Below are 18,670 nucleotides of genomic sequence, written 5' to 3' on the forward strand. Positions count from 1 at the left end.
CGCCGAATTGGTGGAGGGCATCTGGGGCGAGCGACCGGTGCCGCGCGCGATCGCCGCGCTGCGCACCCACGTCGCGCAGTTACGCCGGACACTGGAACCCGAGCGGACGGCCCGCGGCCCGTCGACGATGCTGGTGACCATCGGGGACGGCTATGCGCTGCGCGTGCCGCCGGAGGCGACCGATGTGGCGGAGGTCGAGCGGCTCGTCGCGGCCGCCGGGCAGCTCCGCAACCACGATCCTGCCGCAGCACGGGCGAATCTGGTTGCCGCACTTGGTAAGTGGCATGGACCCGCGCTCAGTGGGCTACCCGGGCCGTTCGCCGAGCGGCAACGCTCCCGGCTGGAGCAGTGGCGGCTCGCCATCCTGGAGGATCGCCTCGCGCTCGACATCGAGACCGGTCACAGCGCCGCCGCCGTCGCCGACCTCGGCTCGATGATCGAGGAACATCCACTGCGCGAACGGTTCCGGGCGCTGCTGATGACCGCGCTGTACCACTCGGGCCGCCAGTCCGACGCGCTCGACGCCTACGCCCAGGCCCGCCGGGCGCTGGTGGACGGCGTCGGCGTCGAGCCGGGGCCGGAGCTGGCAGTGCTGCACGAGCGGATCCTGCGCGGCACCATGCCCGACCTCCGCGGCACGGCTCAGCCGCGCGCAATGACCGACGCCACCACCAGGTCCCGAGCCATGAGCGAGTCCCGCACCTTGCCTGCGGCGGACGACGCGTCCGAGTCCAGCGCTATGCGTGAGCCCCACGCAGCCCCCGATCCGCACCCGACGACCGAGCCGCACTCCATCGGTGCGCCCCATGCCATTGCTGGACCGCCCGGGACGGCCGAACCCCGCGCGATGACCGAAACGGTGCCCGCCCAATTACCGCCGGACATCGCCGATTTCACCGGTCGCGCCCGACTGGTCGACGAACTGGCGGCACAGCTGACCGGGGCGGGGAGCGCGGTGGCGATCTCCGCGGTCGGGGGAATGGGTGGGGTGGGTAAGACGACGCTCGCGCTGCATGTCGCGCATCGAGTGCGGGATCGGTTTTCGGATGGGCAGTTGTACGCGAATCTGCACGGTGTCGACCCGGTGCCCACGCCACCGGGCGCCGTACTCGGTGGCTTTCTGCGCGCGCTCGGCGTGGCCGAAGGTGACATCCCATCCACCGTCGACGATCGTGCGGCGGAACTGCGAACCCGATTGTCGGGCAAGCGGATACTGATGGTGCTCGACAATGTTAGGGACTATGCGCAGGTGGCGCCGCTACTTGCCGGGTCGGCGGTGCTGATCACCAGCCGATCGGCGCTGACCGAGCTGCCCGCGGTGACCCGCACCCGGCTCGACGTGCTCGAGACCGCGGAGGCGATGGACTTACTCGTCCGCATTCTCGGCACGGACCGTGTGGCAGCCGAGGAGGAGTCGGCCCGCGAGGTGGTCGCGCACTGTGGCCTGCTGCCGCTCGCGGTGCGGATCGTCGGCGCTCGGCTCGCGGTGCGGCCGCAGTGGACGATCGCGTCGTTCGCGGATCGGCTGGCCGATGAGAAGAGCAGACTGAGCGTGCTGAAGACCGGCGAACTGGCGGTCGAGGCGGCGTTCCGGCTCGGCTACGGGCAGCTGAATGCCGAGCAGGCCAGGGCTTTTCGCACGCTGGCGCTGGCGGAGGTGCCCGACCTGTCGATCGGTGCTATCGCGGCGGTACTCGGCATCGCCGAGCTCGACGCGGAGGACGTCTGCGAGTCCCTGGTCGACCTCAGCCTGTTGGAGACCACCGCGCCCGGCCGCTACCGATTCCATGATCTACTGCGGCTTTTCGCGCGTGGCGTCGCCGACGAGGACGAATCCGCCGTGCTGGTGCGGGTTCTCGACTATCACCTGGCCAGCGCGAAGAATCTGCTGAGCGCGATCGACTACAGCAATACAACGCGGCTGCTCGTCGCGACCCAGGTCCCGGGCCGCGCGTTCGCCAGTGGCTCGGCTGGCCAGGCGTGGAACGACATCGAGCGGCCGGTCGTCATCGCGCTGCACCAGCAGGCGGCGCGGGTCGGCGGCCGCGCGCTCGACGTGGCGGCCGACCTCGCGTGGGTGATGGCCGAGTTGATGGACGCGGGCACCGGCGCCCGTGAGCTCTCCCGCGCACTGGAGTCGCTGTTGGAGGCCGCCATCGCGGCCGACAACCCGGCCGCCGAGCGGCGGATCAGAACCGCCCTCGGTGCGCTGCTCCAGGTCGGGCTCGGCGAGGTCGAGGCCAGTCTGCCGCATCTGCGCGCGGTGTCCGGTCCGCCGGCGACCGATGTCGACCGGAGGCTGTCGGTGCTGGCGTCGGTGCTGCTCGGCATCGCAACGCGACGGCTGGGTGACGCGGACGCCTCGCATCGGCATTTCGAGCACGCCACCCAGCTCACCCGCGCCCTCGGCGACCGCTCGATGGAGGCGTGGTGCCTGGCACTGGTCACCCGAACCTACTGCGAGGCAGGGCAATACGATCAGGCCGTGGCGGTGGCCGAGCGCGCCATCGCGCTCGCGCGGGAATCGTCCAACCCGGTGGCGCTCGGCTGGGCCACACACGAGTTGGCCGCCACCTTGTCGATGCGCGGTGAGCACCCGCGCGCGATCGAGCTCGGCACCGAGGCGGTGCGCGCGGCGCAACGCAACGGCGTGCGCCTGTGGGAGGGCTGGGCACGCACCCGGCTGGCGCAGATTCAGCTGCAGGCAGGCAATGTGGCCGAGGCGGAGACGCAGGCGGCCGGCGCTCTCCAGCTGCTCACGAAGGCGGCGGATCCGATCGATCGGGCGCGGGCGATGGCGTTGCATGCGGCCGCGCTGGCAGCCCGGGGGCACCGGGACCGCGCCGAGCGGGAGTTACGGGAGTCCGCCGAGATCTTCACGCGCGCAGGGCTCGCGCCGCCGACCATCGACCGCCTGTACGGCGCCGCAGGCGCCGAATAACGAACGTTCATTCATCATTTATCCGACGCTGAGCCGTGGCTGGCATCCTGCTGTGTCGATGCGACCACCACCGCCAGTGGTGGGCAGGAAATGAGTCGTGCGGACTCGCGACCGCCCGGAACTGGGACCGAGCGACCGGTCGGGTCCGCGCCGACTCGCGCTCGCGGGGTGCGCGAGGCGTAGCGCGGACCCATTCCGGACGTCGGCAACTTCTAGCCGGCAGAGTGCATTACCGGCAGACGGTCCCGCGCTCCGGCACGACACCCTCCCGCAGATACGCGTGCACCACCCGGTCGACGCACTTGTTCACGCCGCCGTACGCACCGTGCCCCGCACCCTGATACGTGACCAGGACACCCGAGGCCAGCGCCTGCGCGAGCTCGGACACCCAACCGAGCGGCGCCTCCGGATCACCCGTGTTGCCGATCAGCACGATCGGCGCGGCACCCGCGCCGCTGACCGGCGCGCGGCCGACCCCATGAACGGGCCAGTACGCGCACTCGGCCAGGCGCAGCCCGGTCAGCTCGCCGAAACGCGGTGAAGCCGCAGCGAATTCGGGCATGAATCCGCGAATCTGCTCGATGCTGTAGAAGTCCGGATAGTCGGCACAGTTCGCGGCGGTGTTGATCGAGGCGAAGTTCGAGCGTGAGCCGTCGGGACGGCGTCCCGCGAAAAGGTCGGCGTAACCGATGAGTTCGTTGCCGTTACCCGCCAAGGCCTGGGCGAGTGCGTTGATCAGGTGCGGCCAGATCTCCGGGGCGGCCGCGCCGAGACCGAGGCCCGCCGTCGCGACCGAGCGGGTGAGCGGCGCACCACGATCGGTGGCCAACGGGGTCGCCTCGACGCGGGCGAGGAACGCGTCTATCTGCGCCAACGCCTCCTGCTCCGTCCGGCCGAGCGGGCAATTCCCCTCGGCCACACAGAAACTCAGAAACTGACGCAACGCCGCCTCGCTGCCCGCGGACTGGTCGAGCAGGCTTTGCCGGAAGGTGCGCAGCGGCGTGCCGGGCGCGTCCAGCAGCATCCGGCCGACCCGCTGCGGAAAGAGCGTGGCGTAGGCGGCGCCGAGCTGACCGCCGTAGGAGACGCCGAGGTAGTTGAGTTTGTCGTCGCCGACCGCCGCACGGACCAGGTCGATGTCGCGCGCGGAGTCGAACAACCCGATGTGTGGAAGCAACGGGCCCGACGCCGCAACGCACGAGTCCGTGAACTCCCTGCTGCTGGAGTCGATGGCCGCCCACTCGGCGTCGGTGCGCGGAACACGGTCCGGCAGTGCACCATCCGAGCAGACGACCGCAGAGCTGCGGCCGACACCACGCGGATCCCAGGACACCAGGTCGTAGTGCTCGAGCAGGGGCGCGAACCGAGTCGCCACGCCGACAACGGTTTCCAGCCCGGACCCACCGGGACCGCCAGGGTTGTAGACCAGCGATCCGAGACGCTTCGCGGGATCGGCGCTGCGGGTGCGGATCAGCGCCAGCTCGACGGTGCCCGCCGCCGGATCCCGGTGGTCCCGGGGCGCGGTGATCGTCGCGCATTCCCACGGCCGCCCGTCGGCCGCCAGGCCCTGACACGGCGACCAGATCGACTCGGCCTCCCGCGACGGATCACCGGCACAGGCCCCCACCAGCAGGGCGATCACCGCGAGCATTACGCCGAACCACCGCATCCTTGCCCCCTCTTTCTCCGCACGACTGTATTACCAATGAAAACTAACACAGTCGTGCTACAAATACGAGGTGGCACGAACCGTTGACCAACAAGCCCACCAAGAGCGGCGCCAGGCGATCGCCGAAGCCGTCTGGCGGGTCATCCAGCGCGACGGGTTGGAGCACGCGTCGGTCCGCAAAGTGGCCGCCGAGGCGGGCGTCTCGATGGGCAGCCTGCGGCACTACTTCTCCACCCAGTCCGAGCTGCTGGCCTTCTCCCTCGGCATGGTCGGCGAGGGAATGATGGACCGGATCCGGCAGCTGGACCTGGCCGAGGACCCGTGCGAGCGCGCGGCACAGATCCTGCTCACCGGCTTGCTGCCGACCGGCCCGCACCAGCGCGCGGTGACCACGGTGTGGCTGGCGTTCCTCGGCCGCGTACTCACCGAACCGGCGCTGCGCCAGAGCAGCAACGAACTTTATGACGGCACAGCCGAACTCATCGCCTGGGTGTTGGGCGAACTGGCAGCGAGCGGCCGGCTGCGCGACGATCTCGATCTGGAGTGGGAGACCGAACGCCTCTACATCTTCGTGGACGGGCTCACCGTGCAGTCGCTGATCCGCCCGGAAAAGGTTCCGCCCGAACGTGTTCGAGAACTGCTGCAGCACCATCTCGAGCAGCTGTGTCGCTGATCTCGGAGGGGAAGCCGAACAGGGTGACCAGTTCCGGATCGCAGAAAGCCGCGATCCGGGTGACTGCGTCGGCCGTGGTGGTCAGCACAGCCACGCCGAAAGCCCGGTAGGGACCGGGGGTTTCGCGTAGATACGCGACGGCGGCGGGCTGTCCGTTGGCGCGCGTCGGATACAGCAGCCAGTCCCCCGGCGCGCCGAGCACCTGTGCCACGAGGTAAGCCACACAGGTGCGCTTACCTTCGAACCAGGTCTGGAAAGGTGGCATCTCGATCACGGCGTCGCGGTGTAGCAACCGTTCGAGGGCGGCCGCGTCGGAGTTCCGGAAGGCGGCCATGTACTCCGCGAGCAACGCCCGCTGGCCCGGCTCGGTCGGTGCGGCGGCTTGCTCTGCGGCCGTGGCGATTTCGTCCAACCGCGCCCGAGCACGCTGCAATGTGCTCTTGACCGCCGCGGTGCTGGTGCCCAGGATCGCCGCGACCTCCCCGGCGGGCAGGCCGAGTACGTCACGCAACAGGAGGACCGCGCGCTGCCTGCCGTTCAGGTATTGCAGGCAGGCGATGAGGGCGAGCCGCAGGCTGTCGCGGGCCACCGCCACACTGGCCGGATCAGCTGCTTCGGCGGTCACCAGCGCGTCCGGCAGCGGTTGCAGCCACCGGGTTCCCGGCGGCGCCATGGCCGGTTCCGCGGCGGGATCGTGGCCTGCGGCGCCGAGCCCGGAGGGCAGCACCCGGCGACCACGGTGCTGCAGCGCGGTGAGACAGGCATTGGTGGCGATCTGATACAGCCAGGTGCGCACCGAGGAGCGCCCCTGGAAGCCGTCGAAGGAGCGCCAAGCCCGCAGATAGGTCTCCTGGACCAGGTCCTCGGCGTCGTGCACCGAGCCGAGCATCCGATAGCAGTGCGCGAGCAGTTCCCGCCGGTAGGGCTGGGTGCGGCGGGTGAAATCGGCGTCCGGTGCTGCGGTCATCCGCGAGGTCCTCTCCGGTGCACGGCTCGCATCCCGCGAGCCTCTCGCAGTTGAGACCCGGCGCGAGCGGAAAAAGAATCGGCGGTACCCGATTCCTTCGCGCCCGGTGCGCGGTCTGCATAACCGGATTCACCACGAAAAGGAGACCGAGATGACCGTGCCCCTCGAGGACTCCGTGCGCGCCCTGATCGACGGCCCGCACGCCGCGATACTGGCCACCTCGAACGCCGACGGACGCCCGCAGTCCTCGGTGATCTTCGTCGACTACGACGGCGATACGCTGCTGTTCAGCACGATCAAGGGTCGGCTGAAGACCCGCAACATGCGGCGCGACCCGCGCGTCAGCCTGCTGGTGCTCAGCAAGACCACCGGCCGATATGTGGAGGTGCGCGGCCGGGTGGAGATCACCGAGGACCCGGAAAAGACACTGTCGCACCATATGTACGCGAAGTACATGGGCGGCGCGACGCCGCCGCCGGAGCCCGACGCCGAGCGGCTGATCGTGCGCATCGTGCCGGAGAAGCTGTACGTCTTTCCGCCAGGCTGAGGCCGGGGCCGGCATTTCGGTATCGTCGGGCTGGTGCCCGGCCTGCGACGAGCTGGAGTTTTCTGCGGAGCCCTGCTCGCCCTGGTCCTGCTGATCGGGCTCGCGGGTCTGCCGGTGTATGTGCATCCGCAGACCGATCCATTACGCAAGGCCGATGCCATCGTGGTGCTCGGCGGCACCGCCTACGAACGCTTCGATCTCGGGATCGACCTCGCGCAGCGGGGATACGCTCCGACACTGCTGATTTCGCGGTCCACCGGCCTCGACGACCACGAGATGGACCGGTACTGTGCGGGCCGATTCGACTTCACCGTCAGCTGTTTCGTCCCCGACCCGTGGACCACCGAGGGCGAGGCACATGAAATCAGGCGGCGCGCAGAGCAATTCGGCTGGCGGCACCTCATCGTGGTGACCTACACCCCGCATGTGTCGCGGGCGCGCTACATCGTGGCGAAATGCTTCGACGGCGAACTGACCATGGTGGCCAGCCCGAGCCCGTCCGGCCTGCGCTTCTGGACCTGGATGTATCTCCGGCAGTCGGCGGGCTACCTGCGGGCGTTTCTGTCGCCGGAGTGTTGACCGGGCTACCGGGCGGCAGGCCGAGCGTCGTTTAGTCTTCGCCGCATGGACGAAACGACCAGCGAACCCGCAGGCGCGCATCCGCACGAGCCCCACGCCGAGGGGCTGGCGTCCAAGCTGAACTGGTTGCGCGCAGGCGTGCTCGGCGCGAACGACGGCATCGTCTCGACCGCCGGTTTGGTCGTCGGTGTCGCCGCGGCGACGACCAACGCCGGCACCATTTTCACCGCGGGCATCGCGGGGCTGTCCGCGGGCGCTATCTCGATGGCGGTCGGCGAATACGTGTCGGTCAGCACGCAGCGCGATTCCGAACGGGCCCTGCTCGCCAAGGAACAACGCGAGCTCCGGGAAGAACCGGACTTCGAGTTGGCCGAGCTGGCCGGAATTTACGAGGCCAAGGGGCTGTCCGCGGCAACGGCGCGCAAGGTCGCCGAGGAACTCACCGCGCACGACGCGTTCACCGCGCACGCCGAGGCCGAACTCGGGCTCAATCCCGAGGAGCTGACCAATCCGTGGCAGGCGGCGGGCTCCTCGGCGGTGTCGTTCACGCTCGGCGCGCTGCTGCCGCTGCTGGCCATCCTGTTGCCACCGGTTCCGCTACGGATTCCGATCACCTTCGGCGCCGTGCTGATCGCGCTGGCGATCACCGGCTCGGTCAGTGCCCGTCTCGGCGGTAGCGATCGCGGCCGGGCGGTGCTGCGGGTGGTGATCGGCGGGGCGCTGGCCATGGCGGTCACCTACGGCATCGGGCAACTCACCGACGTCGCCGGGGTCTGACGCGTAAAACGCCGAAGCCGGTGCCAGCCGAGGGGCTTGACTTGCCCCTCGGCTGAACACCGGCCATCAGGTCAGCGCTTGAACGCGGCCCGGAGTTTGTCCGCGGCGCGTTTCATATTGCCGCCGGCCTGCTCTCGACGTCCCTCGGATTCCAGACGACGGTTTCCGGCCGCCCGGCCGAGATATTTCTTGACGTTGCCCCTGGCGGCTTGCACCTGGTGCGCGATCCTGTCTTCGAATTTATTCACGGTCGATCCCTAGTAATACCAGCGCCGGCCACCGACCGGGCGGCCGACCGATCCGGCGATCATCAGCACGAGGCCGACGATGAGAATGATGATGCCTGCGGTAGTGAGCAATCCGATTCCGAGCAGCCACCCCGCGATGAGGAGGACAAGTCCGAGAATAATCATGGTCGTATTTCCTTTTCTCGATGATTATTTCGACGCCGGCGCCTGCACGCGGGACGTGCTTTCTGCGCGCGGTGTGTCACCGGCCGGAGCCGTGGCCGGGCGGCGCACGAATCGACTCCAGACTGGCTCGCGGTGCGACTGCGGTGCGGGCTCCTTGGGGGTCGGTGCAGTACCGTCCGCCAGATCGCGCCGGACCGCCGCCATTTCGCGGCGGGACTGCCTGAGCTCACGACGTGCCACCATGTTGCGCCGGGAGACACGCCAGACACCGGTCAGCAGCAGGGCCAAGCCCAGCGTGCCGATGGCGCCGAGGACGATGCCGTAGCCGAACAGCAAACCGCTGGAGCCGTGGAAGTGGTAGTCGAAAACCGCGAAATCACTTGGTAGGAAGTTTGCTTCGCCGTTGTTCGCCACCACGCCGGCGACTCCGACGATCACTGCTGCGATCAAGACGACGAGCCCGATGATGATGATCATGACAATCCTGTTGCGTCGAGTTGTGTGACACCCCGGCTATTCCCGGGGATACGACGACCAAACGTGGATCGGCGAAATCTACTGCTCGTCGGCGTTTACGCACGTCGATACGGTCTATTCGGTGTTCATGAGCTCCTACACGATTACCTTGCACAACGTCACCCGCGAGTCCGCCTCGGCCATCGAGTCCACGCTGCGCGGCGTCAACGGTGTCGACTACGTCGACATCGATGTGGCGTCCGAGTCCGCCACCGTGAACTCCTCGCTGACCTATGAAGAGGTGCTGGAGGCGATCCGCAACACGGGTGTGGCGGCCAGCTGATCCTGTTGCGCGCGTGCTGGTTCCGGTGTCGCCGGACTCAGCACCTGCGCAACAGTTCAGCGCCTGCCCAATAGTTCAGCACCTCCGCAACGGATCAGCGCCTGCCCAGATCCAGCCGCCTGGTCACGCGGTCGACCAGGTCCGGCGGCATGCCCGGCTCACGGCGGGCGTTCTGGGCCTCGCGGCGGCCTGCCTCCACGACGTCCTCGCGGATGTCGCGTAACTTCCTGGCCAGCTTCGCGTTTCGCGCGGCCTCGGATTGTGCGTCCGCGTCGGCCGCCTGCGGATCGGCCCGTGCCATGCGTTGCCGGAAGCCGTCGCGCAGGCGTTCGTAGACGTCGTCGGGCAGATTCTGTTCCACCGCAATGGCTTTCAGGCGCGCCAGTTCGGCCTTGATGACGCGCTCCCAGAGCTGGCGTTCGAGTTCACGCTCCAGCTTGGTGTCCGCGTGTACGCCGGTGCGGCGCACGACAAGTGGGAGCGTCGGCCCCTGCAGCAGCAGGGTGAACAGGACGACCGCGAAGGCGGTGAACAGGATCTCGGTGCGACCCGGAAAATCAGTGCCGTCGTCGGTGAGCAGCGGAATAGCCAGTGCCAGTGCGACGGTCGCGACGCCGCGCATACCGGCCCACCAGGTGACGATCGTCTCGCGCCAGGTGTAGGGCTCGTCGGTGGCCCGCCGCCACCACGAGCGGCTGATCGCCCACGTGGTCATCAACCAGACCAGGCGCAGGCCGACGACCGTTGCGACGACGGCACCCGCGCCGCCGAGCAGGGTCGGCCAGCGGTCACCGGTCGCTTCCAATACCGCAGCCAATTCCAGACCGATCAGTCCGAAAGCGAAGCCACTCAGCAACATTTCGGTGATGTCCCAGAAGGAATCGCCGACCAGGCGATAGTCCGGGTCGCTGAATTCGGTGACGGCGTCGGTCAGATACAGCGCGCATACCAGCACGGCGAGCACGCCGGAACCACGCCAGGCCTCCGCGATTCCGTAGGCGGCGAACGGCAGCAGCAGGCTCAGCGCCACCTGCCAGGTGGCCACGCCCAGATAGTTGGTCAGCTTGCTACCGGCCCAGCCGAGCAGCAAGCCGACGACAACCGCGACCACCGCCGAGACCACGAACTCCGCGGCCGCGTGCGGCGCCGAGAACCGGCCGGTCATCACGGCCTGGATCGCGACGCCGTAGATGACGATCGCGGTGACATCGTTGAACAGTCCCTCACCGCCGAGCACCACCACCAGCCGGCGCGGCAGACCGAGACTTCCCGCCAGCGCGGTCGCCGCCACCGGATCCGGCGGCGCGACCAACGCACCCAGCGCCACCGCCGCCGCGATCGGCAGCCCCGGATACCAGGCGTGGAAGACGGCGGCCACCGCCACGGCCGTCGCGATGACCAGCCCGACCGCCCGCAACGCGATCGGCACCCAGTTCTCCGCGAACTGCCGCCACGAGGTGCGCCGCGCCGCCGCGTACAGCAGCGGCGGCAGCACCAGCGGCAGAATCAGATCCGGTGAAATATTGATCCGCGGAGCAAACGGCAGCAACGCGACCACGCAGCCGAACACCGTCATCAACACGGCCGACGCCACCCCGACCCGCTTGGCCAGCGGCTCGGCCAGAATCGCGGCGAACAGGATGACGATCATCAGCACCAACTGGTCCATGACCGTCCAGTCTGCGACGCCACCCCGGACTTACTCGCCCGCCGCGCCGGACCGATAGTGGTGCGGCCTAACACTTCACCAGCGGCGGGCGGGTTCGGGCACTTTGCGGGCGGGGACCAGTTCCCACCACGTGATGCAGCGCCAGACCCATTCGACGGGGCCGTAGCGGAATACCTTCAGCCAGGTCCAGCTGACGAGGGCTTGCAGGGCGATGATCGCGGCGGCCAAGCCTAGGAGGATGCCGTACTTGGCGGAGCCGGCGAGGGCTAGGCGGGGTTCGGCCAGCAGGATCAGGGCTGTGGCAGAGATGTAGTTGGTCAACGCCATTCGGCCCATGGGTTCGAGTACTTCGGCGAGGATGGCGCCGGTTTCAGTGCGCAGCAGGAGTAATAGGCCGGTGAGGTAGGTGAGGGCGCCGAGCAGGCCGGCTACGGCGGGGGCGCTGGTGGCCAAGAGGTTGAGGTAGGGGGTGCGGTACTCCCAGATGGCGGCCACTACCGCGGCGGGTAAGGCCAGGGCGAAGACGGCGGCCAATTGCCAGCCGCGGTCGTCGAGGGTGTGCGGGATGCCGTAGCGGGCGGTGGCCAGGCCGAGCAAGAAAAGGCCTGGAACCAGGCCGAATCCGCCGCTGAGTACCACGGCGACACCCACTGTTCCGACCAGGCCGAGTAGCAGTACCGCCCAGTTCGGCAGGCTGGTGGCGGGCAGCAGGATCACCAATCCGACGATGGCGTAGGGCAACAGCGCCTCACCGGGCTGGAACTGGTGATGGAGCAGACCGAGCAGACCCAGCGCGATAAGGCGGCGGATCAGCACCAGCTTCGGGTGATCGGTGCGCTGGGCCGCGCTGTCCAGGAACAGCGCGAAGCTCAGTCCGAACAGGAACGAGAAGATCGGGAAGAAGCGGCCTTCGAACAGCACCGACAGCAGATGCCGCAGCGGGACCATCTCGCCGGGCGCGCGCACCGCGGTCATGCCGGTGAGCTGCCAGATGTTGACGACCAGGATGCCGCACAGGGCGAATCCGCGCACGGCGTCGAGCTCGTGGATGCGACCTGTGTCGTTCTGCATGCATCTCAAACTAACCATCGTCCGCGGCACAACCACGCTTCTCCGACGAGATGTCGCGCACACACTTCGTGCGTTAACTGTTAGTGCGTTAACATTGACGGCGGTGCGACAGGAGGACAGATGGACGATCCACTGCAACTAGACCGGCAGGTGTGCTTCGCGTTGGCGGTAGCCAATCGCGCGGTGCTCGGCGTGTATCGGCCGCTGCTGGAGCCGCTCGGCCTGACCCACCCGCAGTATTTGGTGATGCTGGCGCTGTGGGGTGAGGCGCCGATGTCGGTCAAGGCGATCGCCGAGGCCATCCAGTTGGACTCGCCGACGCTGTCACCGCTGCTCAAGCGGTTGGAGAGCGCCGGGCTGATCACCCGCGAGCGCGACAGTCGCAACGAGCGCAACCTGGTCGTGAACCTGACCCCGGCCGGTGTCGCACTGCGCAAGCAGGCCGAGAAGATCCCGCCCACGGTGGTCGAGCGGCTCGGCGTCACGCTGGCCGACCTCGAGGAGCTCCGGGAAGTTCTCACCCGCGTCAACGACGCCGCGCGCCGATCGATGGCGGTCTAGACCCGATAACTGCGAGGAGTTCGCGCATGTCCCGGAAAACACCGCGGCCCAACCCGATCCAGTGGATCGGCTACGTCTTCGGCCGCCGCCTGCCCGATTCGATGATCGACTGGGTGCGCAACGACCTCACCGGCAAACACGCCACCGCCCGCCACATCCTGCGCGGCATGGTCCCCTTCACCCCGCTGTTCGTCGTCTTCCTGCTCTTCCCCGGCGAACTCTGGCTCCGCGGCGCCATGGTCCTGCTCGCCATGCTCCTCGCCCTGTTCTACACAGCGGCCTTCATGCCGATGAACCGCGCCCACCGCCTCGCGAAACACGGACTCCCCGCCGACCTGGAAAACCCGGAACGCATGCGCCGCCGTGCCCTCGAACGCGCCAGGTACGCCGCCCAACACCCCCACTGACCGCCCACACAGTCAGCGAAACCGCCACCGCCGACCCCACCGCCGTCCAGGCGATCGTCCCGGCGGTGCCGTCACCATAGTTTTCGCCCGCACCCGATCCCGCCACGGCGCATGCGCCGGTCGAACGGTTCGTCGTGCCCAATTACGCCGCATGGCACAAGACTCGAGACGGCGCAGTATCTCGCGCAACGACATCGCCGACATCGTCCTCCGCACGAGCAGCCTCGTACGCTCCTGTCCGCCCCCGCTCCCCCGCCTGCCTGGCGAGGCGTTCAGCGATAAACTCCGGAACAATGCTCACCTGTCGAGCGTCTCAGCCGTGTCCAGCTAATTTCGGGGGGTGCGGGCGCCGAGAAGGGCTAGTTGGACTCGGTTGGTGGTGCCGGTTTTGGCCATCAGGTTGGTGATGTGGGTTTTGACGGTGGTGATGCCGAGGTGCAGGTGGGTGGCGATGTCGGCGTTGGGGAGGCCCTCGGCGACCAGGGCCAGCACTTCGAGTTCGCGGGGTGTCAGGCCGGGAGGTGTGCGGGGTTCGGGGGTGGGTGGGGTGGTGTGGGCTGCCAGGGCGGAGTCGACTACGCGGCGCAGAACGTTCGGGGAGAAGGGGTGATCGCCTGCGGCGGCGCGGTGGATGCCGTGCAGTAGGTCGGTGGGTGAGGCGTCCTTGACGAGGAAGCCGCAGGCGCCTGCGGCGAGGGCCGGGTAGAGGTGATCGTCGTCGTCGAAGGTGGTGAGGGCGAGGATGCGGGTGGCGGGTCTGCTCGCGAGAATCGCTGCGGTGGCGCGGATTCCGTCCATGCCGGGCATGCGGAGGTCCATCAGGACGACGTCGGGGCTCAGTTGCTCGGCGAGCCGGACGGCGTCGCTGCCGGTGGCGGCCTCCCCTACTACCTCGAGAGCCTGGTCGGTTTCGCAGAGCATGCGCAGGCCCGCGCGGACCAGGTGCTGGTCGTCGACGAGGAGGATACGGATGGTCATGCGGGCACCGGGCGTCCGGTCGGAACACGTGCTGCGAGTTCCCATTCCGGGCCGACCCGAGCGGCGGTGAATTCGCCACCGAGCAGTTCGACGCGCTCGTGCAGACCGATCAAGCCGAGCCCGTGGCCGTCTGCGGGCCGGCGCGGAGCCGAACCGGCGTGTGCGTTCGGCGACGCAGAACCGTTGTCGCGCAAAGTGAACCGAACCTCGCCGTCCTGGATCGCGATGGTCAACTGCGCTGTCGCACCGGAACCGACGTGCTTGGCGATGTTCGAGACGCCCTCCTGAGTGAGTCGCAGCAGCGTAAGGGCAAGCACCGCATCGACTTCGGCGATGTCGTCGGTCACCGCGGCGTGCACGGTGATGCCAGACTGCCGTGCGCGGTCCACCACGGCGGTGAGCGCGGCGGGCAGGTCGGCGGGTGCGATGAAGAAGTCGCCGGTCATCGCCGGATCCCGCAGAATGGCGAGCAGTCTGCGCAGGTCGGTGAGCGTGGCCTTGCCGCTGGCGTGGATGTCATCGAGCACTTCGAGTGCCCCGGGCGGCGCGTCGGGCATGGCGTGCCGGGCGACGCCGACGCGCAGCACGGTCGAGGACACGTGATGGGCGATCAGGTCGTGCAGTTCCCGGGCGATGGCGGTGCGTTCGACCGCGCGGGCGGCGGCCACCTCGGCGTCGCGGCGCTGGGCGATCTCGTGCGCCTCGCGGCGCGCATGTTCGGCGCCCTCGCGCGCCGTGCGCAGCAGCACACCGAGCAGCACCGGCGCACCCGCCATGACCACCGCCCGATACCCGTTGGCGGCCAGGTCACCACTCGGATGCAGGAGATAGGCGCAGGCCAGCGCGCAGGCGGCCACCCATGGTTGCCAATCGGACCGGCGCGCCGACAACTCGACCAGCGCGACCGCGGCGGCGACCTTGGGCACCACCGGGCCGGTATCGCCGATCTCGAAACCGAGCAGCAGCACACCGCTCACCGCGAGTGACGTGGCTAGCGGCCAGCGCACTCCCCCGGCGGTCACCAGCACCGCGAGCAGCCCGATCGTCCAGTCGACAGTGCTCGGCGAATCGCCGAGGAACAGCAAGCAGCCCACCGCCGACACCAGCAGGAGCAGCAACCGGACCGGCAAAAACCGCTCGTCGAGCCACGATTCCAGGCCACGCGTCACTTCCGCCGAACTCACCACGTCCTCATCATGCCGGGCACCACCACAGCCCGGCTCCTCCCTGCGGAGGAGTGACCTCCTCCGCGCGGCCGATATTCGGGCCGACGGGCGGAGTCGCCGGATCTCGCTTGTCGAGAGGGTGGTGGCATGACGAACAACGATGATGCGGCACGCGTAGCCGATGGCGGCGAGCTCGGTCCGGCCGAGGCACCCCGCCCCGCAACCGGTAAGCAGCAGGCAGCGAAGCCGAGCCGCAGGCGGCTGCTCGGCACGATGGCGGCATCCGGCCTCGCGGTCGGCGCGGCCGCGGGGCTCGCCGGAGGCGTTGCGCTCGGCGCGAATTCGAACCCACCACGGTACGAACCGACCGCGTTGCGGCGCTTCGCGGGCAAAACCGTGGTGATCACCGGGGCGACCTCGGGCATCGGCGCGGCGGCCGCCCGCTTGTTCGCCGCGGAAGGCGGCCGGGTGGCGTTCTGTGGGCGGCGCGAGGATCGAGGCCGTGCGGTGGAGCGCGAGATCCGGGCGGCAGGCGGTGAGGCGACCTACATTCGGGCCGATGTGCTGGTCGAGGACGAGGTCCGGAACTTCGTCGACTCGGCCGCGAAACTCTATGGCGGGCTGGATGTCGCGTTCAACAACGCGGGCATCACCGTGCAGAAGAAGCTGCACGAGTACAGCACCGCCGACTTCGATCGAGTGCTGAACACCAACCTGCGCGGCACCTTTCTCGCGATCAAATACCAAGTGCCGCATCTGATTCGACGTGGCGGCGGCACCATCGTGGTGACCTCGTCCAGCAACGCACTCGCCACGGACGCTGGGCGCGGTGCGTACACCGCGAGCAAGCGTGGGCTGGTCGGCCTGGTCCAGTCCGCGGCGCTCGACTATGCGGCGGACGGCATCCGGGTCAACGCGCTCGTCCCCGGCACCACCGACACCGAATTCGTGCGCCGGGCCGCCGGATTGGAGCACCTCCCCGACGACATGTACCAGGTGATGATGAAACAGTGGGCGGGCAGCAATGTTCCAGGCCTCGGCCGACTGGCCACCGCGGCGGAGATCGCCGCGTTCGCGCTCACGCTCGCCTCACCCGAACACCCGTATCTCACCGGCGCCCAGCTGGTCATCGACGGTGGAAAAACCGCACACGCGTAGGGGTTCCTTACTGCGACGAAACCGATCAGCGCAACGCCCAGGGCGCAATCTCCTGGACGGAGGGGTAACCCGGGTCGTCGCAGTCTTCGTCCTCGGCGAACCACAGCCAGTTGCGAGCGCACTGCACGAGGGTCCAGGCTCGGGCGCGATCGGGGTCGAGACCTGCGAGGTCGACTATCGCGGCGAAGCGGTCGTCGAGGGTGGATTCGGTTCTGCGGCTCCACAATAGGGAGAGGGTGGTGAATTCGGGATCGCCCGCGAGCGGTTGCGGGTCGATGACCAGCCACGGTTCTCGTTGTGCGGCAAGCACATTCTCGAAGTGTAGGTCCTCGTTCACCAGCAGCTGGGCGGCGGCGGGGCCGAGCTGGGTGCACACCTCCACGGCGGCGTCCAGCAGCTTGCGCGAGTACGGCGCGCCGAGCCGCTCCCATTCCCTGGGCAGTTCCTCCGCCCAGCCTGCCGACTCCGTGCGCAGGTTCCGCGAAATGCCTTGCGGCACTGGGATAGCCAATCGGCGCATGAGCTCGCAGGTGATGCGTACGGCGTCCTCGATCGGCTCGGTCTGCAATGAACGTCCGGCCTCGAGACGTTCCAGCAGCAGCGCTCCGTTGTCGGCGTCACTGTCCAGGAGCAACACCGCACCGTCGCCCTGCCATGCGGCCAGCGCGACGGGTTCATCCTTGGTTTCGGGTGTCAGGTAGTTGAGTTTGAGCACGGCCGCACTGCCGTCCGCACGCCGGACGGGCAGCACGAGCCCGCCGTAGCCGTGCATGGACGGTCCGTCGAAGGTTAGTTGCCAGCGGTCGGCATAGTGCGCGGCGAGGTCGGGCAGGCGGTCGAGCCAGGCGCGGGCGGGTGTGCCCTCCTGGTTGGCGAGGCGGGCGGCGAAGAACTCGGGCACGACGGTCACGTCAACGAGCATCGCAGCCGTGTCGATCGATTTTCGGGTGCCCTATTCGACAGACCCGATCGGCGTCGGATAACTCCGATCGACACCGGCGGGCACCGGCGGAGGCGGCGGCGGGAGCCCGGGAAAAAGGGGCGGGAACGCCGGAACAGGCGGCAGCGGCGCTGGAGCAGGGGGCGGCGGCGCGGGAGCCGGCGGGGGTTCGGGCGCAGCAGGCGGTGGTTCCGGGACTGAGGGCGGCAGCTCTGGATTCGCGGGCGGTGGTCCCGGGTCGGCGGGCACCGGCTCCGGTCCGGGGCCTTGCTCCTGCTGTCCGGTCCGGCCCTGATCTTGGGCCTGGCACACCCAGCGCCCGTCCGGCCCCCGCATCCACTGCGCGACGATCCCGTCGTGCGAGCAGTCGTCCCCGATGCGATGCACGTTCTGTCCCTGTGGAACACACGCCCATTCACCGCCGCGCAGATCCCACTGCGCGACGATGCCGCCCGCCGAGCAGTCGTCACCGATCTTGCGCGCGGGCTGCGGGGCGACCGGCGACGGCGGTCCCGGACTTACCCGGGTAGGGGACGGGGTGGTGCGGCCGGTGGTCGACGGCCTCGCGGAGGTCGTCGCGGACGGCGACTTGTCGTCCGTCGAGTCCTCACCCGACCGCAGCAACATCCCCACCGCGACCACCAGCACCAGGACGGCGGCGATCACGGCCGCGATCACCAGCCCGCGGTTGTCGGCGCCGCGCCCACCGTCGGGTTCGTGACTGCCGCCGGGTGTCACCATCGAAACCGCCTTCTCTGCTGGACAGGGAAACACCGGTACGAATGTTGATCTTCACGGCACGCTACCCGAAGGTTGCTGTATCAACGTCGACTTTAGACAATTTTCATTTATGCAGGTAAAAGCCGTTTATCAGAAATAGCTATGGGTAAACTCAGCCCGTTTCAGCGGCCGAGGGTCACTGCTTGGGCAGCGCGCCCGCCATCCCGCCGACATCGGTGACCTTCCACCCGTTGTTCGGATCCACATTCACCGTGTAGGTGACCGTGGTCTGCGCCCCCTCCGGCGTCTGCGCGCTGGTCGAGGTGACATTGAGGAACACATTCACCTTGTAGACCCCGTTGTCGGTGTTCATCACCTTGGCGGTGATCGGCGCCGAGGTCGAGGTCCACTTCAGCGGCACCAGGATGTCCTGCAGCTTCGGCGCGGTGGCGTCGAACTTGTTGGCCAGCTGCGGTGTGGTGTTTGCCTTGAGCTTGGCGACCCAGGCGTTGACGTCCTGGAAGTTGATGTTGGAGGCGCCGACCGCGTAGTCGGTGGCGACCTGCTCGGCGTGCTTGTCGTCGGCGGCCGCGGCGTCGCGGTCGCTCAGGTCGCCGCGCGCCGAGGCCCACAGC

At 68.5% G+C, this 18,670-nt stretch carries 21 protein-coding genes; 9 read left to right on the top strand and 12 right to left on the bottom strand.

The features are described 5' to 3' along the window. Positions 1–2,941: AfsR/SARP family transcriptional regulator (locus tag NN4_RS41740; protein ID WP_147143212.1), on the top strand; the 2,941-nt coding region annotated here is incomplete at its 5' end. Between the two features lie 229 nt (positions 2,942–3,170). Here the strand turns inward: NN4_RS41740 and NN4_RS41745 are convergent. Next, on the bottom strand, positions 3,171–4,610 hold the full coding sequence (locus NN4_RS41745) for an alpha/beta hydrolase (RefSeq protein ID WP_147143214.1): 1,440 nt from the start codon (positions 4,608–4,610) through the stop codon (positions 3,171–3,173). A gap of 70 nt (positions 4,611–4,680) precedes the next feature. On the opposite strand from NN4_RS41745, the gene NN4_RS41750 reads away from it, so the two are divergent. Further along, the gene (locus NN4_RS41750; RefSeq protein ID WP_147143216.1) at positions 4,681–5,283 is read left to right on the top strand and encodes a TetR/AcrR family transcriptional regulator; all 603 of its coding nucleotides are present in this window, start codon (positions 4,681–4,683) and stop codon (positions 5,281–5,283) included. Here the strand turns inward: NN4_RS41750 and NN4_RS41755 are convergent. Further along, positions 5,192–6,250 (bottom strand): sigma-70 family RNA polymerase sigma factor, encoded by a 1,059-nt coding sequence (locus NN4_RS41755; RefSeq protein WP_147143219.1) that lies wholly within the window; start codon positions 6,248–6,250, stop codon positions 5,192–5,194. The two genes, NN4_RS41750 and NN4_RS41755, sit on opposite strands and share 92 nt — an antisense overlap. Positions 6,251–6,401: 151 nt before the next feature. Here NN4_RS41755 and NN4_RS41760 point away from each other — a divergent pair, with 151 nt between their 5' ends. Genes NN4_RS41760 through NN4_RS41770 form a run of 3 tightly spaced genes read left to right on the top strand, consistent with a single transcriptional unit; the run spans position 6,402 to position 8,153 of the window. Beyond that, positions 6,402–6,797, top strand: coding sequence for a PPOX class F420-dependent oxidoreductase (locus tag NN4_RS41760; protein WP_147143221.1), 396 nt, complete (start codon positions 6,402–6,404; stop codon positions 6,795–6,797). 33 nt (positions 6,798–6,830) lie between these two features. After that, positions 6,831–7,376, top strand: coding sequence for a YdcF family protein (locus tag NN4_RS41765; protein ID WP_147143225.1), 546 nt, complete (start codon positions 6,831–6,833; stop codon positions 7,374–7,376). Between the two features lie 45 nt (positions 7,377–7,421). Further along, positions 7,422–8,153: a VIT1/CCC1 transporter family protein gene (locus tag NN4_RS41770; RefSeq protein WP_147143228.1), complete on the top strand. Its 732-nt coding sequence runs from the start codon at positions 7,422–7,424 to the stop codon at positions 8,151–8,153. 71 nt (positions 8,154–8,224) lie between these two features. Here NN4_RS41770 and NN4_RS41775 read toward each other — a convergent pair whose 3' ends face one another. Genes NN4_RS41775 through NN4_RS41780 form a run of 3 tightly spaced genes read right to left on the bottom strand, consistent with a single transcriptional unit; the run spans position 8,225 to position 9,043 of the window. Beyond that, the gene (locus NN4_RS41775; protein ID WP_107654532.1) at positions 8,225–8,401 is read right to left on the bottom strand and encodes a CsbD family protein; all 177 of its coding nucleotides are present in this window, start codon (positions 8,399–8,401) and stop codon (positions 8,225–8,227) included. A gap of 9 nt (positions 8,402–8,410) precedes the next feature. Then, positions 8,411–8,566: a DUF6131 family protein gene (locus NN4_RS45525; protein WP_167768950.1), complete on the bottom strand. Its 156-nt coding sequence runs from the start codon at positions 8,564–8,566 to the stop codon at positions 8,411–8,413. 24 nt (positions 8,567–8,590) lie between these two features. Continuing rightward, positions 8,591–9,043, bottom strand: a complete 453-nt coding sequence (locus NN4_RS41780) for a hypothetical protein (protein ID WP_147143231.1) — start codon at positions 9,041–9,043, stop codon at positions 8,591–8,593. A 127-nt stretch (positions 9,044–9,170) separates the two neighbouring features. On the opposite strand from NN4_RS41780, the gene NN4_RS41785 reads away from it, so the two are divergent. Beyond that, positions 9,171–9,365 carry a heavy-metal-associated domain-containing protein gene (locus NN4_RS41785; RefSeq protein WP_325050794.1) on the top strand — a complete coding sequence of 65 codons (195 nt, stop codon included), beginning with the start codon at positions 9,171–9,173 and terminating at the stop codon, positions 9,363–9,365. 94 nt (positions 9,366–9,459) lie between these two features. On the opposite strand, the gene NN4_RS41790 is transcribed toward NN4_RS41785, so the two are convergent. Together NN4_RS41790 and NN4_RS41795 are read right to left on the bottom strand one after the other, a co-directional pair. Continuing rightward, entirely contained in the window at positions 9,460–11,034 is a 1,575-nt protein-coding gene (locus NN4_RS41790) for a Na+/H+ antiporter (protein WP_147143235.1), read from the bottom strand. Positions 11,035–11,109: 75 nt separating this feature from the next. Beyond that, on the bottom strand, positions 11,110–12,105 hold the full coding sequence (locus NN4_RS41795; RefSeq protein ID WP_147143238.1) for a DUF418 domain-containing protein: 996 nt from the start codon (positions 12,103–12,105) through the stop codon (positions 11,110–11,112). 120 nt (positions 12,106–12,225) lie between these two features. Here NN4_RS41795 and NN4_RS41800 point away from each other — a divergent pair, with 120 nt between their 5' ends. Together NN4_RS41800 and NN4_RS41805 are read left to right on the top strand one after the other, a co-directional pair. Next, entirely contained in the window at positions 12,226–12,666 is a 441-nt protein-coding gene (locus NN4_RS41800) for a MarR family winged helix-turn-helix transcriptional regulator (protein WP_147143241.1), read from the top strand. A 26-nt stretch (positions 12,667–12,692) separates the two neighbouring features. Then, complete coding sequence (locus NN4_RS41805) at positions 12,693–13,073, top strand: DUF5313 family protein (RefSeq protein WP_147143243.1); 381 nt, start codon at positions 12,693–12,695, stop codon at positions 13,071–13,073. Between the two features lie 327 nt (positions 13,074–13,400). Here NN4_RS41805 and NN4_RS41810 read toward each other — a convergent pair whose 3' ends face one another. After that, positions 13,401–14,051, bottom strand: a complete 651-nt coding sequence (locus NN4_RS41810; RefSeq protein WP_147143248.1) for a response regulator — start codon at positions 14,049–14,051, stop codon at positions 13,401–13,403. Beyond that, the gene (locus NN4_RS41815; RefSeq protein WP_246181395.1) at positions 14,048–15,235 is read right to left on the bottom strand and encodes a sensor histidine kinase; all 1,188 of its coding nucleotides are present in this window, start codon (positions 15,233–15,235) and stop codon (positions 14,048–14,050) included. Before NN4_RS41815 ends, NN4_RS41810 begins: the two co-directional genes overlap by 4 nt. Before the next feature lie 129 nt (positions 15,236–15,364). Between NN4_RS41815 and NN4_RS41820 the strand changes: the two genes are divergently transcribed. Beyond that, complete coding sequence (locus NN4_RS41820; protein WP_246181396.1) at positions 15,365–16,375, top strand: SDR family NAD(P)-dependent oxidoreductase; 1,011 nt, start codon at positions 15,365–15,367, stop codon at positions 16,373–16,375. A 25-nt stretch (positions 16,376–16,400) separates the two neighbouring features. On the opposite strand, the gene NN4_RS41825 is transcribed toward NN4_RS41820, so the two are convergent. The 3 genes from NN4_RS41825 to NN4_RS41835 form a co-directional block, all read right to left on the bottom strand. Then, on the bottom strand, positions 16,401–17,285 hold the full coding sequence (locus NN4_RS41825; protein WP_147143255.1) for an aminoglycoside phosphotransferase family protein: 885 nt from the start codon (positions 17,283–17,285) through the stop codon (positions 16,401–16,403). A gap of 42 nt (positions 17,286–17,327) precedes the next feature. Further along, the gene (locus NN4_RS45530) at positions 17,328–18,056 is read right to left on the bottom strand and encodes a hypothetical protein (protein WP_186818887.1); all 729 of its coding nucleotides are present in this window, start codon (positions 18,054–18,056) and stop codon (positions 17,328–17,330) included. Between the two features lie 175 nt (positions 18,057–18,231). Beyond that, a partial coding sequence (locus tag NN4_RS41835; protein WP_147143259.1) for a hypothetical protein occupies positions 18,232–18,670 on the bottom strand: 439 nt, incomplete at its 5' end.

The organism is Nocardia ninae NBRC 108245 (genome assembly GCF_007990755.1).
In the GTDB taxonomy this organism is placed as follows: Bacteria; Actinomycetota; Actinomycetes; order Mycobacteriales; family Mycobacteriaceae; genus Nocardia; species Nocardia ninae.